Annotated in this window: 15 protein-coding genes; 6 read left to right on the plus strand and 9 right to left on the minus strand. The window is 71.4% G+C overall.

The genetic code is table 11. The annotated features are described in order from the left end of the window. Positions 1-9: 9 nt before the first annotated feature. Genes AB0M82_RS33995 through AB0M82_RS34005 form a run of 3 tightly spaced genes read right to left on the minus strand, consistent with a single transcriptional unit; the run spans position 10 to position 3201 of the window. A complete protein-coding gene (locus AB0M82_RS33995; RefSeq protein WP_364730869.1) occupies positions 10-942 on the minus strand; it encodes a carbohydrate ABC transporter permease in 933 nt (310 codons plus the stop codon). Continuing rightward, a complete protein-coding gene (locus AB0M82_RS34000) occupies positions 932-1837 on the minus strand; it encodes a sugar ABC transporter permease (protein WP_364730871.1) in 906 nt (301 codons plus the stop codon). The genes AB0M82_RS33995 and AB0M82_RS34000 overlap by 11 nt, the downstream gene beginning before the upstream one ends. Further along, positions 1834-3201, minus strand: coding sequence for an extracellular solute-binding protein (locus AB0M82_RS34005; protein WP_364730873.1), 1368 nt, complete (start codon positions 3199-3201; stop codon positions 1834-1836). The genes AB0M82_RS34000 and AB0M82_RS34005 overlap by 4 nt, the downstream gene beginning before the upstream one ends. 361 nt (positions 3202-3562) lie before the next feature. Here AB0M82_RS34005 and AB0M82_RS34010 point away from each other — a divergent pair, with 361 nt between their 5' ends. Continuing rightward, entirely contained in the window at positions 3563-4330 is a 768-nt protein-coding gene (locus tag AB0M82_RS34010) for an FCD domain-containing protein (RefSeq protein WP_364730876.1), read from the plus strand. A gap of 555 nt (positions 4331-4885) precedes the next feature. Here AB0M82_RS34010 and AB0M82_RS34015 read toward each other — a convergent pair. From AB0M82_RS34015 to AB0M82_RS34035, 5 genes are read right to left on the minus strand one after another with little or no spacing between them, the layout of a single operon-like run. Then, on the minus strand, positions 4886-5593 hold the full coding sequence (locus AB0M82_RS34015) for a FadR/GntR family transcriptional regulator (protein ID WP_364730879.1): 708 nt from the start codon (positions 5591-5593) through the stop codon (positions 4886-4888). 28 nt (positions 5594-5621) lie between these two features. Next, positions 5622-6440 (minus strand): asparagine synthase-related protein, encoded by an 819-nt coding sequence (locus tag AB0M82_RS34020; protein ID WP_364730881.1) that lies wholly within the window; start codon positions 6438-6440, stop codon positions 5622-5624. Then, positions 6437-6655: a hypothetical protein gene (locus AB0M82_RS34025; protein WP_364730883.1), complete on the minus strand. Its 219-nt coding sequence runs from the start codon at positions 6653-6655 to the stop codon at positions 6437-6439. The genes AB0M82_RS34020 and AB0M82_RS34025 overlap by 4 nt, the downstream gene beginning before the upstream one ends. Continuing rightward, on the minus strand, positions 6652-7503 hold the full coding sequence (locus AB0M82_RS34030) for an amidohydrolase family protein (RefSeq protein WP_364730885.1): 852 nt from the start codon (positions 7501-7503) through the stop codon (positions 6652-6654). Before AB0M82_RS34030 ends, AB0M82_RS34025 begins: the two co-directional genes overlap by 4 nt. Continuing rightward, a complete protein-coding gene (locus AB0M82_RS34035) occupies positions 7500-8351 on the minus strand; it encodes a fumarylacetoacetate hydrolase family protein (RefSeq protein WP_364730887.1) in 852 nt (283 codons plus the stop codon). The genes AB0M82_RS34030 and AB0M82_RS34035 overlap by 4 nt, the downstream gene beginning before the upstream one ends. Positions 8352-8628: 277 nt before the next feature. Here AB0M82_RS34035 and AB0M82_RS34040 point away from each other — a divergent pair, with 277 nt between their 5' ends. The 5 genes from AB0M82_RS34040 to AB0M82_RS34060 are packed head-to-tail and all read left to right on the plus strand — an operon-like array spanning position 8629 to position 14326. Continuing rightward, positions 8629-9945, plus strand: coding sequence for an enolase C-terminal domain-like protein (locus AB0M82_RS34040; protein ID WP_364730889.1), 1317 nt, complete (start codon positions 8629-8631; stop codon positions 9943-9945). Further along, positions 9942-10715, plus strand: coding sequence for an SDR family oxidoreductase (locus AB0M82_RS34045; RefSeq protein WP_364730892.1), 774 nt, complete (start codon positions 9942-9944; stop codon positions 10713-10715). Before AB0M82_RS34040 ends, AB0M82_RS34045 begins: the two co-directional genes overlap by 4 nt. Next, positions 10712-11767, plus strand: coding sequence for a sugar ABC transporter substrate-binding protein (locus tag AB0M82_RS34050; protein ID WP_364730894.1), 1056 nt, complete (start codon positions 10712-10714; stop codon positions 11765-11767). Before AB0M82_RS34045 ends, AB0M82_RS34050 begins: the two co-directional genes overlap by 4 nt. Before the next feature lie 35 nt (positions 11768-11802). After that, positions 11803-13305, plus strand: a complete 1503-nt coding sequence (locus tag AB0M82_RS34055) for a sugar ABC transporter ATP-binding protein (protein ID WP_364730896.1) — start codon at positions 11803-11805, stop codon at positions 13303-13305. Beyond that, on the plus strand, positions 13298-14326 hold the full coding sequence (locus AB0M82_RS34060) for an ABC transporter permease (protein WP_364730899.1): 1029 nt from the start codon (positions 13298-13300) through the stop codon (positions 14324-14326). The genes AB0M82_RS34055 and AB0M82_RS34060 overlap by 8 nt, the downstream gene beginning before the upstream one ends. Positions 14327-14630: 304 nt before the next feature. Here AB0M82_RS34060 and AB0M82_RS34065 read toward each other — a convergent pair whose 3' ends face one another. After that, entirely contained in the window at positions 14631-15659 is a 1029-nt protein-coding gene (locus AB0M82_RS34065) for a LacI family DNA-binding transcriptional regulator (RefSeq protein WP_364730902.1), read from the minus strand. Between the last annotated feature and the right edge of the window lie 7 nt (positions 15660-15666).

The raw sequence follows: 15666 nt of genomic DNA on the forward strand, positions 1-15666 counted from the left end.
CAGGGCGATTCAGTGTTTGACCGAGCCCGCGAGCATTCCGGCGATCAGGAAGCGCTGGGAGAACAGGAAGACCGCGAGGACCGGGGTGATGGCGACCAGGGTGGCCAGTGCCAGCTCGGGACGCTCGACGGCGGCGGTGGTGGCCGTCGGGTTGAACGAGGGCACGTTGTTGAGCAGCGTGCCGAGGCCGACCTGGACTGGCAGCTGGTCGTCCTGCGGGAGCAGCACGTAGGGCAGGAAGTAGTTCGTCCAGTTGGTGACGAAGCTGAAGAACCCGACCAGGGCGATGACCGGCAGCGCCAGGGGCAGCGCGACCCGCCGGAACACCCCGAACTCCGAGCAGCCGTCGAGGCGGGCCGCGTCCAGCAGCTCCCGGGGCACGGTCGTGCTGAAGTAGATGTAGGTCAGGTACACCCCGAAGGGGTAGAAGGCGAACGGCAGGATGACCGACCACATCGACCCGATCAGCCCGACGGCGTTGGTCTCGAGGAAGATCGGCACGACGAGCGTCGCGTTGGGCATGAGCATCACCACGAGGGTGAGGATCAGCAGGGCCCGGCGGCCGGCGAACTCGGTCATCGCGAGCCCGTACCCGGCGGGCACGGCCACGCCCAGCGTGAGCACCAGCGCGAGCGAGGAGTAGGTCAGCGAGTTGCCCAGCCACCGGAAGATGGCGTTGTCCTGGAAGGAAGACAGCGCGTCCCAGTTCGCCTTGAGCGCGGTCCATGACCCGAACGACAGCGGGCTGTCGTGCACGAGCTGGTCGTCGGTCTTGGTGGCGGCCAGCAGCAGCCAGAGCAACGGGAGCGCGAAGAAGACCAGGAACAGGGCGAGGACGACGAAGGCGGGCACCGCCGGCGCGTGGCGGCGCAGGGAGGTCGACCGTCTGGGCGCCCCGGCCCGGAGCGGGGTCCGCGTGACGGGCGTCTGGTCAGTCAGCATCGAAGAACCCCGACCGTGCGATGAAGAGGGCGGCGACCACGACGCTCACGACGAGCAGCTCGACCGAGATCGCGGCGGCGCCGTTCACGTTGTTCAGTTCGAAGGCGAAGGTGTAGGAGAGCTGGTTGGGGGAGTAGTTGCGGCCGGCGACGCCCACGCTGGCCTGGGAAAGCAGCTGCGGTTCGACGAACAGCTGAGCGCCGCCGGCGAACGCGATGATCACCATGTAGACGATCCACTTGCGCAGCAGGGGGATCTGGATGCGCCAGGCCGTCTGCCAGACGCCGGCGCCGTCGATCCGGGCGGCCTCGAGGATGTCCGGCGGGATGTTGTTCAGCGCGCCGTGCATCACCACGATCCAGCCACCCGCGCCGGTCCAGAACGCGATGAGCGTGAACAGCACCGGCAGGTGGCCGGGGTCGATCACCTGGCCGAAGGTCTCGAACCCGAACTGCCGCAACAGGAAGCTGACCGGGCTGACCGTCGGGTCGAGCATGAACAGCCAGACCATGACGCTCGCCGCCCCTGCCAGCGCGCCGGGCACGTAGTAGACGAACCGCAGGCCCTTGCCCACGCCGCGGGCCGCGACGTGGTGCAGGACCAGCGACAGCCCGACCACCACGACGACCAAGGTCACCAGCCAGCACAGCAGGTACAACGCGACGTGCCCGATCGCGTCCGCGAAGCGGAAGTCCGCGGCGACGTCGGCGAAGTTGGCGAACCCGGTGAAGCCGCCCTCGGCGTCGGTGAAGGCGAAGTAGATCGCGTAGGCCGTCGGCAGGATCCCGAAGGCGACCAGCAGGACGAGGTACCCGGCGACGAAGCCGAGACCGGCCCGGTTCCGCCTGGGCGCGCGGGCCCGTGCGGAACCGGACCGGAGGGCGGCACCGGTCACCGGGTGACCTCGTAGCCGGCGGCCTTCGCGTGGTCGCCGATGGCGTCGGCCCACGACGGCAGCATCGAGACGATGGTCTTGCCGCCGGTGAGCCCCGGCTTCACCGTCGCCGCCCACACCGCTTCCTGGCTGAACTGGCCGTAACCCCAGCCGGACCAGACCTGCCCCGCCGCGCTCTGGAGCGGACCGGTGATGTCGTTCGCGTAGTAGCCGCCGGCCTTCTGCTTCGCCAGCCAGGTCGTGGCCGCCGGGCCGTAGGCGGGATAGCCCGGGGCGAGCGCGCCCTGGTAGTCGTCGGACGTGGTGACCCAGGTCAGGAAGTCGACCGCGGCCTTGAGGTGCGCGGAATGCGCCGAGACCAGCCAGGTGCCGCCGCCGACGTTGCCGGTCGAGGGCGCCGGGTCGCCGGCCCACTGCGGCAGGGGCGCCACGGCGATCTGCCCGGCGGGGACCTTGAAGGTGTCCTTGAACACCGCCCCGCCGTACCAGGCCGGACCGGGCATCGCCAGGATCTTGTCGGCCTTGTTCTTGGCGAAGTCGGTGCTGAACACGCCGCTGACCGACATCGACCCCTTCTGGATGAGGGTGTCCATCAGCGTCGCCATGCGGGTGCAGTTCGCGCTGGTGGTGTCGACCTTCACGGCCTTGGCGCCGGTGATCTGGTTCGCGCCGCACTTGCCGGCCCACAGGAAGATCTCGGGCGTGAACGTGTCCCCGGCGTCCCCGACCAGGTAGCCGGGGTGCTCGGCGGCGACCTTCTCCCCGAGCGCCTGGTACTCCTCCCAGGTGGCCGGGACCTGGTACTTGAACTGGTCCAGGAGCGACTTGTTGTACCAGAGCACAACCTGGGAAAGGTCGTTGCGCAGGCAGTACAGCGTTCCGTCCACAGTGCACGGATCGTTCGCGCCGGGCGCGAACTTGTCCAAAGTGTCCTTCGGGACCAGGCCCTTGTCCAGCGGCGCGGTGAACGAAAACGCCTTCGTCGCGGCCCAGGACGTTTCGTTGTTCTGCGAGCTGAACACGACGTCGGGCCAGCCCTTGCCGGTGCGGTTGAACAGCCCGACCTTCGTCTGCAGGTAGTTGGAGCCGTTCGCGTCGCCGTCGTAGGTGACGATGTCCAGCTTCGTCCCGGGGTGCTGCTTTTCGTAGAGCTGCGCCGCGGGCAGCCGGCTCGAATCGACCCACACGGTGAGCGGGCCGTCGGTCTGGGGGGCCTGCGCGAAGCCGTCCTTCGTCGTGGTCTCGCCACCGCCACCCCCGCCGCACGCGGTGAGGGTGAGGGCCAGCGCGCCGGCGAGGGCCAGGCCGGCGCGGCGGCGCCGGGACTTCCGAGGACCGGGGCTGGTTCGGGGCATCGAGGTCATGGGGGCTCCACTGCGTCGTGGGCGGGTTCGATGTGTCGTACTCATGTGCTGCGGCAGGGCCCGGGACGCGAACGCCGGCTGCGGGCGCTGTCCAGGGAGGCACCAGGTCGAACGCTTCAAGGCTGTTAGAGCGGTATTAGGTCATCCGGCCCGGCGGGCTGTCAAGGGTTAAGCCTGCTTATCCCGTCGGCGGAGAGCCGCTCGCGCCAGGGCACTGCGCCTATTGGCGGCACGGATACCGCCGTCTGGCGTGAAGAATGGCGTAATGAGTACGACTCATCTTCAGGTAAGTACCGGAAGGGCGGCCTCTTTGCGGCCAGGTAGGGCATACTGGAAGAACGCTAGCCGAGGAGGGACGCCGGTGGACGGTCTTGCCACACCCCCGAACGCCACGACGCCACCGCCGGCGGTCGCCGAAAGCACCTACCGGCCGCGGTACGAGCTGGTCGCCGAGCAGGTGCTCCAGCTGATCGCCGAGCGGGGCCTGCGCCCCGGCGACCGGATGCCCACCGAAAACGAGCTGGCCGCGCACCTCGAGACGAGCCGGACGGTGGTGCGCGAGGCGGTCAAGATCCTCTCCGCGATCGGCCGGGTCAAGGCCCAGAAGGGCCGGGGGCTCTACGTCGCCGACGACGAGGGCATGCTGGGCGCCGGCCGCTGGGGCGGGTTCTTCCTGCCCACCGACCTCGAACACATCTACATGCTCTTCGAGTTCCGCCGGGTCCAGGAGATGGAGGCGGCGCGGCTGGCCGCGACCCGCGCGACCCCCGCCGAGCTGAAGACGATCGAGAGCGCGGTCGAGACCTGCCGCCACGCGCACCTGACCGACCGGACCGAGCTCTTCGGCCAGGGCGACGACGACTTCCACATCGGGATCGCCACCGCGTCGCACAACTTCTTCCTGGTCACCGCGGTCCGCGAGGCACGCAGGCTCCAGCGGCAGTCGAGCACGATCGCGCTGCACGGCACCCTCGGCGGTCACGTGGCCGCGGCCGTCGAGGAGCACGCGGCGATCTACCGGGCCATCCGCAACGGCGAGCCCGAGGTGGCGGCCCAGGCGACCGCCACGCACCTCGACAACACCCTCGACGACTACCGCCGCGAAATCCAGCGAAGGGTCTTCGGCTGACCGAGCGGCCCGGCCGCTCACGAAGGCGGCGACCCAGGCGAGCACCGAGTTCTCGTTGATCGCGTTCTCGTCGGTGAACCCCGGCTGGATGTCAATGGGAACCGCTTTCTATCCGATGTGGACAGTAGGCGCCGGTCAGGCCCTGGCCGTCTGGTCGGCTTCAAGCGCCCCAATGTGGCGTTGGGTGCGCTGGACGCACCGAATGCCACATTGGGTGCGCTGGACGCACCGAATGCCACTTTGGGTGCGCTGGACGCACCGAACGGCCTTCCGGGCGAGCACCTGAAACCGGGCTAATCGGGCCAATCGGGCAGCTTGACAGCTCGCTGCCGCAGCTAACTGCCCGGCGTTGACCGAACGCACTTTGGGTGCGCTGGACGCACCGAATGCCACTTTGGGTGCGCTGGACGCACCGAATGCCACTTTGGGTGCGTCTGACGCATCGAACGCCACATTCGGTGCGCTGGACGCAACCAACGCCACATTGGGGCGCATGATGCCGGGCCGCGACCGTCGCCACCTGGCCCGAACCGGTGCACCTTCCCGGCCGCAGCCCTACTCGCCGGTCAGCTCCTCGACGTCCGCGAGGTGCGCCTTCAGCCAGCGTTCCGAGGTGTCCACGTGCATCAGGGCCGCGGCGGTGGCGACGCCGGGATCGCGGTTGGCCAGCGCGGTGTAGATGGCCCGGTGCTGGGCCAGCGTCGTGCCCGTGACGCCGCGGTCGACGGTGCCGCGCCAGACCCGGGCGCGCAGGGTGCGGGAGGAGATCCCGTCCAGCAGCGTGGTCAGGGTTTCGTTGCCCGTCGCGGCGGTCACCGTCCGGTGGAAGGCCGCGTCCAGCACGGTGAGGCGCTCGACGTCGTCGACCGCGTCGTGCATCGCGTCGAGGAGCTCCGCCACCCCGGCGAGCTGCTCGTCGGTGATGCGGGTGGCGGCCAGCCCGGTGGCGGCGGGCTCCAGCAGCCGGCGCACCTCGGTCAGTTCCAGCACGCTGCCGCCGCCCATGAGGGCCACGGCGCTGCCGAGCCCTTCGAGGAGCAGGCTGGGGGCCAGGCTGGTGACGTAGGTGCCGTCGCCGCGCCGGATCTCCAGGACGCGGGCCAGGGTGAGCGCCTTGACCGCCTCGCGCATCGGGCTGCGGGAGATGCCGAGCTCCGTGGCCAGTTCCTGCTCCGGCGGCAGCTTCGAACCGGCGGGGAACCGGCCGGACTGGACGAAGCCCCGGATCCGGTCGATCGCCTCGTCGGTCAAGGACCTCGACATGGTGTGCTCCTCGGATTCCGCCTGCTGATCACCCTAGTGGCCCGGCGGGCGCGTGGTTGAGCGCGCCGGAGCGGAAGACCGTGACGGCCGCTTCGGCGAAGCCCTGGGACCGGACCACGCCCAGGAGCTCGGTGTCGTGGCAGAGCCGCTCGGCCAGCGGCCGGTCGAGCTCGACGCGGGCGCGGCCGCCGAGGTCGCGGACGCGCAGCCGGCGGCAGACCAGGCCGCGGCGGCCGAGCACGGACCGGACGGCGGCTTCGGCCCGCTCGATCCTCGCCAGCGTGGCGACGGTGACCGGGACGCCGTACCGCACCCGGCCGGCCAGGCAGGGCATCGCCGGTTTGTCCGCTGTGGACAGACCCCACAGCCGGCTGATCGCCCGCACTTCCGCTCTGCGGAGGCCCTCGTCACGCAGGGGAGTGACCACGCCGGCTTCGCCGCCCGCCCGGCTGCCGGGGCGGAACGGGCCGATGGCGTCGTCGGCGTTCGTGCCGGTGGCCACGACCGCGATGCCGTGGGACCGGGCGAGCGCGGTGACCGTGCCGAGCACCGTGGCCCCGCAGAAGGAGCAGCGGTCGCGGCCGTTCGCGGACTGGTCCGGCTCGGCGGCCGGCGCGGTCAGGTGGGTGACGCGCAGGCGGGCGGCGAACGCCCGCGCGGCGGTGAGTTCCGCCGCGGCGAGGCCGGCGGAATGCGCGGTGACGGCCAGGACGTCGGCGGGCCCGGCGGCCCGGACGGCGGCGGCGAGGACCAGCGCCGAATCGGCGCCACCGGAGAAGGCGACGGCGACCGGGCCGAGCGCGGCCAGCCGGTCGACCAGCGAGCCCGCCCGGCGGGCGGTGCTCACCGGACCGCCGCGACGGCGGGCGCGGAGACCGCCCGCAGGAGCGGCCCGGGCCGGTGGGCCGCGGCGACGACGTCGTCGCGCCGCACGATCCCGGCCGGCCCTTCGAGGATCGCCGGGACCAACAGCTCGCGCGGCGGTGGCCCGGCTTCGGAAACCGCCGGGTCGATGGTCAGGTCGAGCCCGGCTCGCCCGCGGGCGAGCTTGACGGTCGTCATCGCCGATCCAGCTGGTAGACCCGGCTCGCGGTGCCGCCGGAGATCGCGGCGCGCTCGGCGCCGGTCAGCTCGGTGAGCAGGGATTCCGTTGCCCGCCACACGGTTTCGTAGCCGGCCGCGAGCAGGCACACCGGCCAGTCGGAGCCCAGCATCAGCCGGTCCGGGCCGAACGCGGCCAGCGCGGTCTCGACGTAGGGGCGGAGATCCGCGGCCGTCCAGCGCTCGCGGTCGGCCTCGGTGACCAGGCCCGAGAGCTTGGCGGTCACCCCCGGTTCGGCGGCCAGGGTCTTCAGGTGGCCCGCCCACGGCTCGGTCTCGCCGGTGGCGACCGGGGGCTTCCCGAGGTGGTCCAGGACGAAGGCGAGACCGGGCACCGCCCGCACGGCTTCGATCGCCGCGGGCAGCTGGTGCGGCACGACGAGCAGGTCGTAGGCGAGGCCGGCGTCGCGGACCGCGCGCAGGCCGCGCAGGACGTCGTCGCGGACCAGCCACCGCGGATCCGGTTCCGCCTGGACCAGGTGGCGGATGCCGGCCAGGAGCTCTCCGCCGGGCGCGGCCCGCAGCCGCGCGAGGTCGGCGTCCACAGTGGACGACGTCAGGTCGGCCCAGCCGACGACGCCGGCGATCAGCGGGTTCGCCGCGGCCAGCGCCAGGAACTCCACCGTCTCGTCGAGGTCGGGCAGGACCTGGACGAGCACGGTCCGGCCGACCCCGGCGCGCCCGGTCACCGCTTCGAGGTCCGGCACCCCGAAGTCACGGCGGATCGGCGTCATCTCCGCGCCCTCCAGCCAGTCCTGACGGCGGGCGGACAGGTCCCAGAGGTGGTGGTGGGCGTCGACCCGGGTCATGCTTGGCCCACCCGGTGGCGCTGGGTGCCCAGGCCGTCGATGCTCACTTCCACTTCGTCGCCTTCGGCGAGGTAGGGGAAGTCGTTGGCGCCGAAGGCGACCCCGGCCGGCGTGCCGGTGTTCACGACGTCGCCGGGCTCGAGCACCATGAACTGGCTCAGGTACCAGAGGATGTGGTGCACGCCGAAGAGCATGTTCTTCGTGCTGCCCTCCTGGCGGGGCTGCCCGTTGACCGCCAGCCGCAGGCCCAGTGCCTGCGGGTCGCTCACCTCGTCGGCGGTCACGAGCCACGGGCCGAGCGGGTTGAAGGTCTCGCAGGACTTGCCTTTCGTCCACTGCCCGCCGCGCTCGTGCTGGAAGTCGCGCTCGCTGACGTCGTCGGAGACCGCGTAGCCCGCGATGACCCCGGCGGCGTCGTCCGGGGTCGCGAGGTAGCGCGCGGTCCGGCCCACGACGACGGCGAGTTCGACCTCGTAGTCCGTCCTGGCGCTGGTCCGCGGGAGCAGGACGGTGTCGTCGGGGCCGACGATCGTGTTGGTGGCCTTGAGGAACACGACGGGTTCGCGGGGCGGCTCGGCGCCGGTCTCCGCGGCGTGGTCGGAGTAGTTCAGGCCGATGCAGACCAGGTTCCCCGGGCGGCTCACCGGCGCGCCGACGCGCAGACCTTCGGTGTCCAGCTCCGGCAGGGTCCCGCGGCCGCGGGCCGCCGCGGCCCGGGCGGGGCCGTCGCCGGCCAGGAAGGCCCCGTCGATGTCCGCGGTGAGTGGCCGGAGGTCCCACGCCCGCCCGGTCGCGTCGAGGACGACGGGGATCTCCCGGCCGCGGTCGCCCAGTCGTTGGAAACGCATCGTCGAGTCCTCCGCGAGTGCACGCTGCTGCCCAATCGAGCCGCTTCGGAACCTAACAGACATATGATGTCTCGGTCGAGAGTTCTTCGGCGGATCGCGACCGGTGCTACTCGGTGTCAACACCAGTCACGCGGAGTCCAAGTTATCGCCGCGTTACGGACACGGTCTGGACAATCGCCCGCCCTCCGCGTAGCCATACATATGTTGTCTCCCGGCTTTAAGCGCCGTTCACCGGCATCGGGGCGCCGGGCATCGAAGCCTAGTGAGAGGTGGCCGCGTGGTCGAAGTGATCAGTGCCGTCGACGCCGTGGACGTCCGGTTCCCCACCTCGCTCGATCTCGACGGATCCGACGCGATGAACCCGGAACCCGACTACTCGGCCGCTTACGTGACGATCCGGACCAGCGGCGGGCACGAAGGGTTCGGCCTGGCCTTCACCGTCGGGCGCGGCAACGACGTCCAGGTCGCCGCGATCCGGGCGCTGATCCCGCTGGTGCTCGGGATGCCGCTGGCGGAAGCGCTTTCCGACCTCGGCGGCTTCTCGCGCCGGCTCACCGGCGACAGCCAGCTGAGGTGGCTGGGGCCGGAGAAGGGCGCCATCCACATGGCCGCCGCCGCGATCGTCAACGCGGCCTGGGACCTGAAGGCCCGCCTCGAAGGCAAGCCGGTCTGGCGGCTGCTTTCCGAGATGCCGCCGGAGGAGCTGGTCGAGCTGGTCGACTTCCGCTACCTCCGGGAGGCGCTCACCCGCGAAGAGGCGCTGGACATCCTGCGGCGCGCGGAGCCGGGCCGGGCGCGGCGCCAAGCCGAGCTGCTCGCCACCGGGTACCCGGCCTACACCACGACCCCCGGCTGGCTCGGGTACTCGTCCGAGAAACTGGCCAAGCTCGCGGCCGAAGCCGTGCGGGACGGGTTCACCCAGATCAAGCTGAAGGTCGGCGCCGACCGCGACGAGGACGTCCGCCGGCTGCGGCTGGCCCGCACGGTGGTGGGACCGGACATCCGGATCGCGCTCGACGCCAACCAGGCCTGGGGCGTGGACCAGGCCATCGAATGGCTGGCGCCGCTGGCGGAGTTCGACCCGTACTGGATCGAGGAACCGACGTCCCCGGACGACGTGCTCGGCCACGCCGCCATCCGGCGGGCGGTGGCCCCGATCAAGGTCGCCACCGGCGAGCACACCCACAACGCCGTGATGTTCAAGCAGCTGCTGCAGGCCGGGGCGATCGACATCCTCCAGCTCGACGCGAGCCGCGTCGCCGGTGTCACCGAAAACATCGCGATCCTGTTGCTGGCCGCGAAGTTCGGCGTTCCGGTGTGCCCGCACGCCGGCGGGGTCGGGCTCTGCGAAATGGTGCAGCACCTGTCGATGTTCGACTACGTCGCGGTCAGCGGGACCCAGCAGGACCGGGTCATCGAGTACGTGGACCACCTGCACGAGCACTTCGTCGATCCGGTGCGGATCACGGCGGGGCACTACCAAGCCCCGACGCGGCCCGGACTCGGGGCGCGCCTGCACGCGGAATCCGTGGCCCGGTACCGGTTCCCGGACGGCCCGGTGTGGCAGGACACCGCCAAGGCGGTGGTCGCGTGAGCACGCGGGGGTTCGAAGGCCTGCGTGCCGTCGTCACCGGTGGCGCCTCGGGCATCGGGCTGGCCACGGCCCGGCTCCTGGCCGACCGCGGCGCCGACGTCGTCAGCCTCGATCTCCAGGAAACGGCCGGGCCGCCGCTGACCGGCGTTCTCGCCGACGTGTCGGACGACGAGTCGGTGCGCGCCGGGGTCGCCAAGGCCGTGGACCGGCTGGGCGGCCTGGACATCCTGGTGAACAACGCGGGGATCGGCGCGCAGGGCACCGTCGAGGACAACGACGACGCCGAATGGCACCGGGTGTTCGACGTCAACGTGGTCGGCATGGTCCGGGTGAGCCGGGCCGCGCTGCCGTACCTGCGCCGCTCCCGGCACGCGGCGATCGTGAACACCTGCTCGATCGCCGCCACCGCCGGGCTTCCGCAGCGCGCCCTCTACAGCGCCACGAAAGGCGCGGTGCTGGCGCTGACCCGCGCGATGGCCGCCGACCATCTGCGGGAAGGCATCCGGGTCTGCTGCGTCAACCCCGGCACCGCGCACACCCCGTGGATCGACCGGCTGCTGGCCGCCGCCGAAGACCCCGAAGCCGAGCTGGCGGCGCTGGCCGCCCGGCAACCGACCGGACGGCTGGTCACGGCCGAAGAAGTCGCCGCGGCCATCTGTTACCTGGCCGGCCCGGACGCCGGTGCGACCACCGGCACCGATCTCGCCGTCGACGGCGGCATGGCCGGCCTGCGGCTCCGTCCCCCACCGCTCAACGAGGAGAGGTCATGAAGTTCTCAGTCCTGTGTGCCGCCGTAGCCGGCGTGCTGACCGCGGCCACGCTGGCCGGCTGCAGCGGAAGCGGCTCGACCGGGGCCTCCGGCAGCACGGTCGTCGGCGTCGACTACCCCCGCTCCGACACCGACTTCTGGAACGCCTACATCAAGTACGTTCCCCAGTACGCCAAGGAACTCGCCCTCGACCTCAAGACCACCAACTCCCAGAACGACATCGCGAACCTGACCGCGAACGTCCAGACCATGATCAGCCAGGGCGTCAAGGGCGTCGTCATGGCGCCCCAGGACACCGCCGCGATCGTCCCGACGCTGCAGCAGCTGGCGGCGAAGAAGATCCCCGTCGTCTCCGTGGACACCCGCCCCGACCAGGGTGACGTCTACATGGTCGTCCGCGCGGACAACCGCGCCTACGGTGAGAAGGCCTGCCAGTTCCTCGGGACCAAGCTCGGCGGCAAGGGCAAGGTCGTGATGCTCGAAGGCGGTCTCGACTCGATCAACGGCCGGGACCGCACCGAGGCGTTCAACGAGTGCATGGCGAAGAACTTCCCCGGCGTCACCGTGTTCGGCGAGGCCACCAACTGGGAAGCGAACACCGCGGCCCAGAAGCTGCAGACCCGGCTGACGGCCAACCCGGACATCAAGGGCGTCTACATGGAGTCCAGCTTCGCGCTGGCCGGGACGCTCCAGCTGCTCAAGCAGCGCGGCCTGCTCGTCCCCGCCACGGACCCGAAGCACGTGTTCATCGTGTCGAACGACGGGATCGCCGAGGAGCTGAACAAGATCCGCGCCGGCGAGATCGACGCCACCGTCTCGCAGCCCGCGGACCAGTTCGCCAAATACGCCCTGCAGTACGTCAAGGACGCCATCGCGGGTAAGAAGCCGGTGCCGGGCAAGACCGACCACGACAGCACGATCCTCCAGATCCGCGAGGGTCTGATGGAGGACCAGCTGGCCGCGCCGCTGGTCACCGCCGACGGCGCCACCTTCGGGCCGGTGCCCAGCGTCAAGGTCGACGACCAGTCCTTGTGGGGCAACAGCAAGGGCTGACGCCACCGGCGTCCCGCTTCAGAGAGGAAGCGAACATGAGCACCGTGCCGGTGGTCGAGGCGCACCAGGTGTGCAAGCGCTACGGCGCCACAGTCGCGCTGGACCACGCCGACCTGACTGTCCTTCCGGGACAGACGCACGCCCTCGTCGGCCGCAACGGCGCGGGCAAGTCGACGCTGGTGTCCGTCCTCACCGGACTGACCGGCCCGGACTCCGGAACCGTTCTCTTCGGTGGGGAACCGGCGCCGCGCGCGGCCGACCGGGACGCGTGGCGCGCCCGGGTCGCGTGCGTGTACCAGAAGTCCACGATCATCCCGGACCTGTCCGTCGCGGAGAACCTGTTCCTCAACCGGCAGGAGACCCGCGGTGGCCTGCTGCGCTGGTCCGCCGTCCGGCGGGCGGCCGAGGAGCTGCTCGACCGCTGGTCGGTGGCCGTCGACGTCCGCCGTCCGGCGGGGGAGCTGAGCGTCGAGCAGCGCCAGTTCGTCGAGATCGCCCGATCGCTGTCGTTCGGCGCGCGGTTCGTCATCCTCGACGAGCCGACCGCGCAGCTCGACGGCGCCGCGATCACGCGGCTGTTCGAGCACATCGCCGAGCTCCAGCGCCAGGGCGTCACGTTCCTGTTCATCAGCCACCACCTGCAGGAGGTCTACGACATCTGCGACACGGTCACCGTCTACCGCGACGCCCGGCACGTGCTGACCGCGCCGGTGGCCGACCTGCCGCGCGCCGGGCTGGTGGCGGCGATGACGGGGGAGGACACCGGCTCGGCGGCCGAGGCCCGCACGACGTCGGCGCGCCGCGGTGCGCCACCGGTGCTGCGCGTGCGCGACCTGAGTCTCGATCCCGTCTACGCCGGGGTGTCCTTCGACGTCGCCCCCGGCGAGATCGTGGGGCTGGCCGGGGCGGGCGGCAGCGGCAAGACCGAGGTCGCCGAGACCGTCGTGGGGCTGCGCAAGGCCGACGCCGGGACCGTCCACATCGGAGACCGCCGGATCCGGCCCGGTGACGTCCCGGCGGCCCTGGCCGCCGGGGTCGGGTTCGTCCCGGAAGACCGGCACCACCAGGGTTTCGTGCCGGAGATGTCCATCGCGGACAACGCCACGATGACCGTCATGGACCGGCTCGGCCCCGGCATCTTCGTCAGGTCCGCCGAGCGCGACCGGCTGGCCGGGACGATGATCACCCGGCTGGCCGTCAAGACACCCGGGCCGGAGCTGCCGGTCTCGGCCCTCTCGGGCGGGAACCAGCAGAAGGTCGTGCTGGCCCGCGCGCTGGCCGGCGACCCACGGCTGCTCGTCCTGATCACCCCCACCGCCGGCGTCGACGTGCGGTCCAAGGAGTTCCTCCTCGGCAAGATCGCCGAAGCCGCGGAGGCGGGCACCGCGGTGCTGATCGCCTCCGACGAACTGGACGACCTGCGCCTGTGCGACCGGCTGGTGGTGCTGACCCACGGCCGGCCGGCCACCGAATTCCCCGCAGGCTGGCAGGACCGCGAGGTCGTGGCCGCCATGGAAGGAGTCGACCTCGATGCCTGAGACCCCCACCGCGCTCCACGACGCCGAGCCGAGGGCCACCGCCCCCGCGGCGCCCGGTGCGCACCGGCTCGCGCTCGCCCGGCTGCGCGACTTCGCCCTCGTGCCCGGCATCATCGCGATCGCCGTGGTCGGCCAGCTGGTGAACCCGGTGTTCCTCCAGTACGACAACCTGATCAACATCCTGCAGACGATGTCGGAGATCGCGCTGCTGGTGCTCGCGCAGACGATGGTCCTGGTGGTCGGCAAGATGGACCTGTCGCTGGAATCGACGTTCGGGCTGGCCCCCGGCGTGGCGGCCTGGCTGACCGTCGGCGGCGGCCATTCGCTCGGGCTGCTGCCCGGGTGGGCCGCGGTCCTGGTCGTGCTCGCCGTCGGGGTGCTGGTGGGCGCGCTGAACGCGGTGCTGATCGTCCGGTTCGGGCTGAGCGGGTTCGTGGTGACGCTCGGCATGCTGATCGTCCTGCGCGGCCTGCTCACCGGGATCTCCGGCGGCCAGACCTTCTTCGGCTTGCCCGACGGGATGCTGTACCTCGGCACCACCCTGTGGGCCGGGGTCCCGGCGTCGATCTGGATCTGCGTGCTGCTGTTCGCCGGCGGGATCGTGCTGCTCGGGTACACGCGGTTCGGCCGCAGCCTCTACGCGATCGGCGGCAACCCGGACGCGGCGAAGGCCGCGGGCATCCGGACCGACCGCGTCGTGTGGATCGTGCTGATCGGCGCGAGCGTGCTCGCCGCGCTCGGCGGGCTCCTGCTGTCCGGACGGCTGGCTTCGGTCGCCTCGGGGCAGGGCAACGGCTACATCTTCACCGTGTTCGCCGCCGCGGTCATCGGCGGCGTGAGCCTCAACGGCGGCCGCGGCACGCTGTTCGGGGCGTTCACCGGCATCCTCCTGCTCTACATGATCCAGAACGTGCTGACCCTGGCCGGGGTCCCGGCGCAGTGGATCGGCGCGCTGAACGGGACGATCATCCTGGTCGCGCTGGTGATGTCCCGCATCACCAGCGGCAAGCGGCAAACCTGACGACGCGCCCGCTGGCCTGAAGCGCCCCAATGTGGCGTTGGTTGCGTTGGATGCACCCAATGTGGCGTTCGGTGCGTTGGATGCACCGAATGCCACATTGGGGCGTATGAGCTGGGCCGTCGCGGCGCCGGGCTGTGCTGCCGGAATCGTGGGCGTCCGGCCGGTCTGAAGCGCCCCAATGTGGCGTTGGTTGCGTTGGATGCACCCAATGTGGCGTTCGGTGCGTTGGATGCACCGAATGCCACGTTGGGGCGCATGAGCTGGGCCGCTGCGGCGCCGGGCTGTGCTGCCGGAATCGTGGGCGTCAGGCTGATTCGCGGATCACCAGCTCGGTGTCGAACACCGCGCGCCGGGGGGTGTCCGGCCCGGTGATCAGCGTCAGCAGCTCACGCGTCATGCGGGCGCCCATGTCCTCGACCGGCTGGCGCACCGTCGTGAGCGGCGGGTCGGCGTGCCGGCCGATCGGGAGGTCGTCGAAGCCGATCACGGCCACGTCGTCGGGGACGCGCCTGCCCGCCCGGCGCAACGCGCGGAGCACGCCGACGGCCATGAGGTCGGACGCGGCGAAGATCGCGTCCACCTCCGGTTTGCGCTCCAGCAGCCGGGCCGTGGCGTGCTCGCCGGAAGCCTGACCGAAGTCGCCGAACACCACCATCCGGTGATCGAAGCAGCCGGCTTCGCGGGTCACGTGCTGGTAGCCGAGGAGCCGGTCGGCGCCCGCGGCCATGTCCTGCGGTCCGGCGACGGTCGCGATCGAAGACCGGCCGCCGGTGATCAGGTGCCGGATGGCCTGCTCCGCGCCGCCCCGGTTGTCCGCGTCCACATAGGAATAGCGGTCGGCGTCCTCGCGGCCCGGGGGACGCCCGCAGAAGACCACGGGAACGCCGAGCCGGCCCGGTTCGAGCGACCGCTTGCCGCGCATGCTGACGACCAATGCTCCGTCCACGTGGCCCTCGCCCAGGTAACGCATGGCCGACGCGCGGCCGTTCTCCGTGGCGGGGACGGTGAGCAGCACGAGGTGGGGGCCGGCCCCGGCCAGCTCCCGGTTCGCCCCGGTCGCCACTCGTCCGACGTAGGGGTCGGTGAACAGCCGGCGCATCTCCTCGCACACCACGAGCGCGATCGACCCGGTGCGCCGCAGGTCCTTCAGTGCCACCGCGCGACGGCGGGCGTAGCCCAGCGCCAGCATGGCGGCTTCGACCTGCTGCCGCGTTTCCGGCCGCACCCGGGCGAAGCCGTTGAGCACCCGGGACGCGGTCGCGGTCGACACGCCGGCCGCGCGCGCCACGTCGGCCAGTGTGGGCGTTCCGGGTACCTCGCCGTCAGGATTCATCGGGTCA

It is taken from the genome of Amycolatopsis sp. NPDC051128 (assembly GCF_040682715.1).
In the GTDB taxonomy this organism is placed as follows: domain Bacteria; phylum Actinomycetota; class Actinomycetes; order Mycobacteriales; family Pseudonocardiaceae; genus Amycolatopsis.

Bases quoted from the DNA above. Each gene is read 5' to 3' on its own strand.
- AB0M82_RS34015 (WP_364730879.1), bottom strand. From the start codon at position 5,593: ATGTCGAGGTCCTTGACCGACGAGGCGATCGACCGGATCCGGGGCTTC.
- AB0M82_RS34025 (WP_364730883.1), bottom strand. From the start codon at position 6,655: ATGACGACCGTCAAGCTCGCCCGCGGGCGAGCCGGGCTCGACCTGACC.
- AB0M82_RS33995 (WP_364730869.1), bottom strand. From the start codon at position 942: ATGCTGACTGACCAGACGCCCGTCACGCGGACCCCGCTCCGGGCCGGG.
- AB0M82_RS34050 (WP_364730894.1), top strand. From the start codon at position 10,712: ATGAAGTTCTCAGTCCTGTGTGCCGCCGTAGCCGGCGTGCTGACCGCG.
- AB0M82_RS34030 (WP_364730885.1), bottom strand. From the start codon at position 7,503: ATGACCCGGGTCGACGCCCACCACCACCTCTGGGACCTGTCCGCCCGC.
- AB0M82_RS34035 (WP_364730887.1), bottom strand. From the start codon at position 8,351: ATGCGTTTCCAACGACTGGGCGACCGCGGCCGGGAGATCCCCGTCGTC.
- AB0M82_RS34060 (WP_364730899.1), top strand. From the start codon at position 13,298: ATGCCTGAGACCCCCACCGCGCTCCACGACGCCGAGCCGAGGGCCACC.
- AB0M82_RS34065 (WP_364730902.1), bottom strand. From the start codon at position 15,659: ATGAATCCTGACGGCGAGGTACCCGGAACGCCCACACTGGCCGACGTG.
- AB0M82_RS34055 (WP_364730896.1), top strand. From the start codon at position 11,803: ATGAGCACCGTGCCGGTGGTCGAGGCGCACCAGGTGTGCAAGCGCTAC.
- AB0M82_RS34005 (WP_364730873.1), bottom strand. From the start codon at position 3,201: ATGACCTCGATGCCCCGAACCAGCCCCGGTCCTCGGAAGTCCCGGCGC.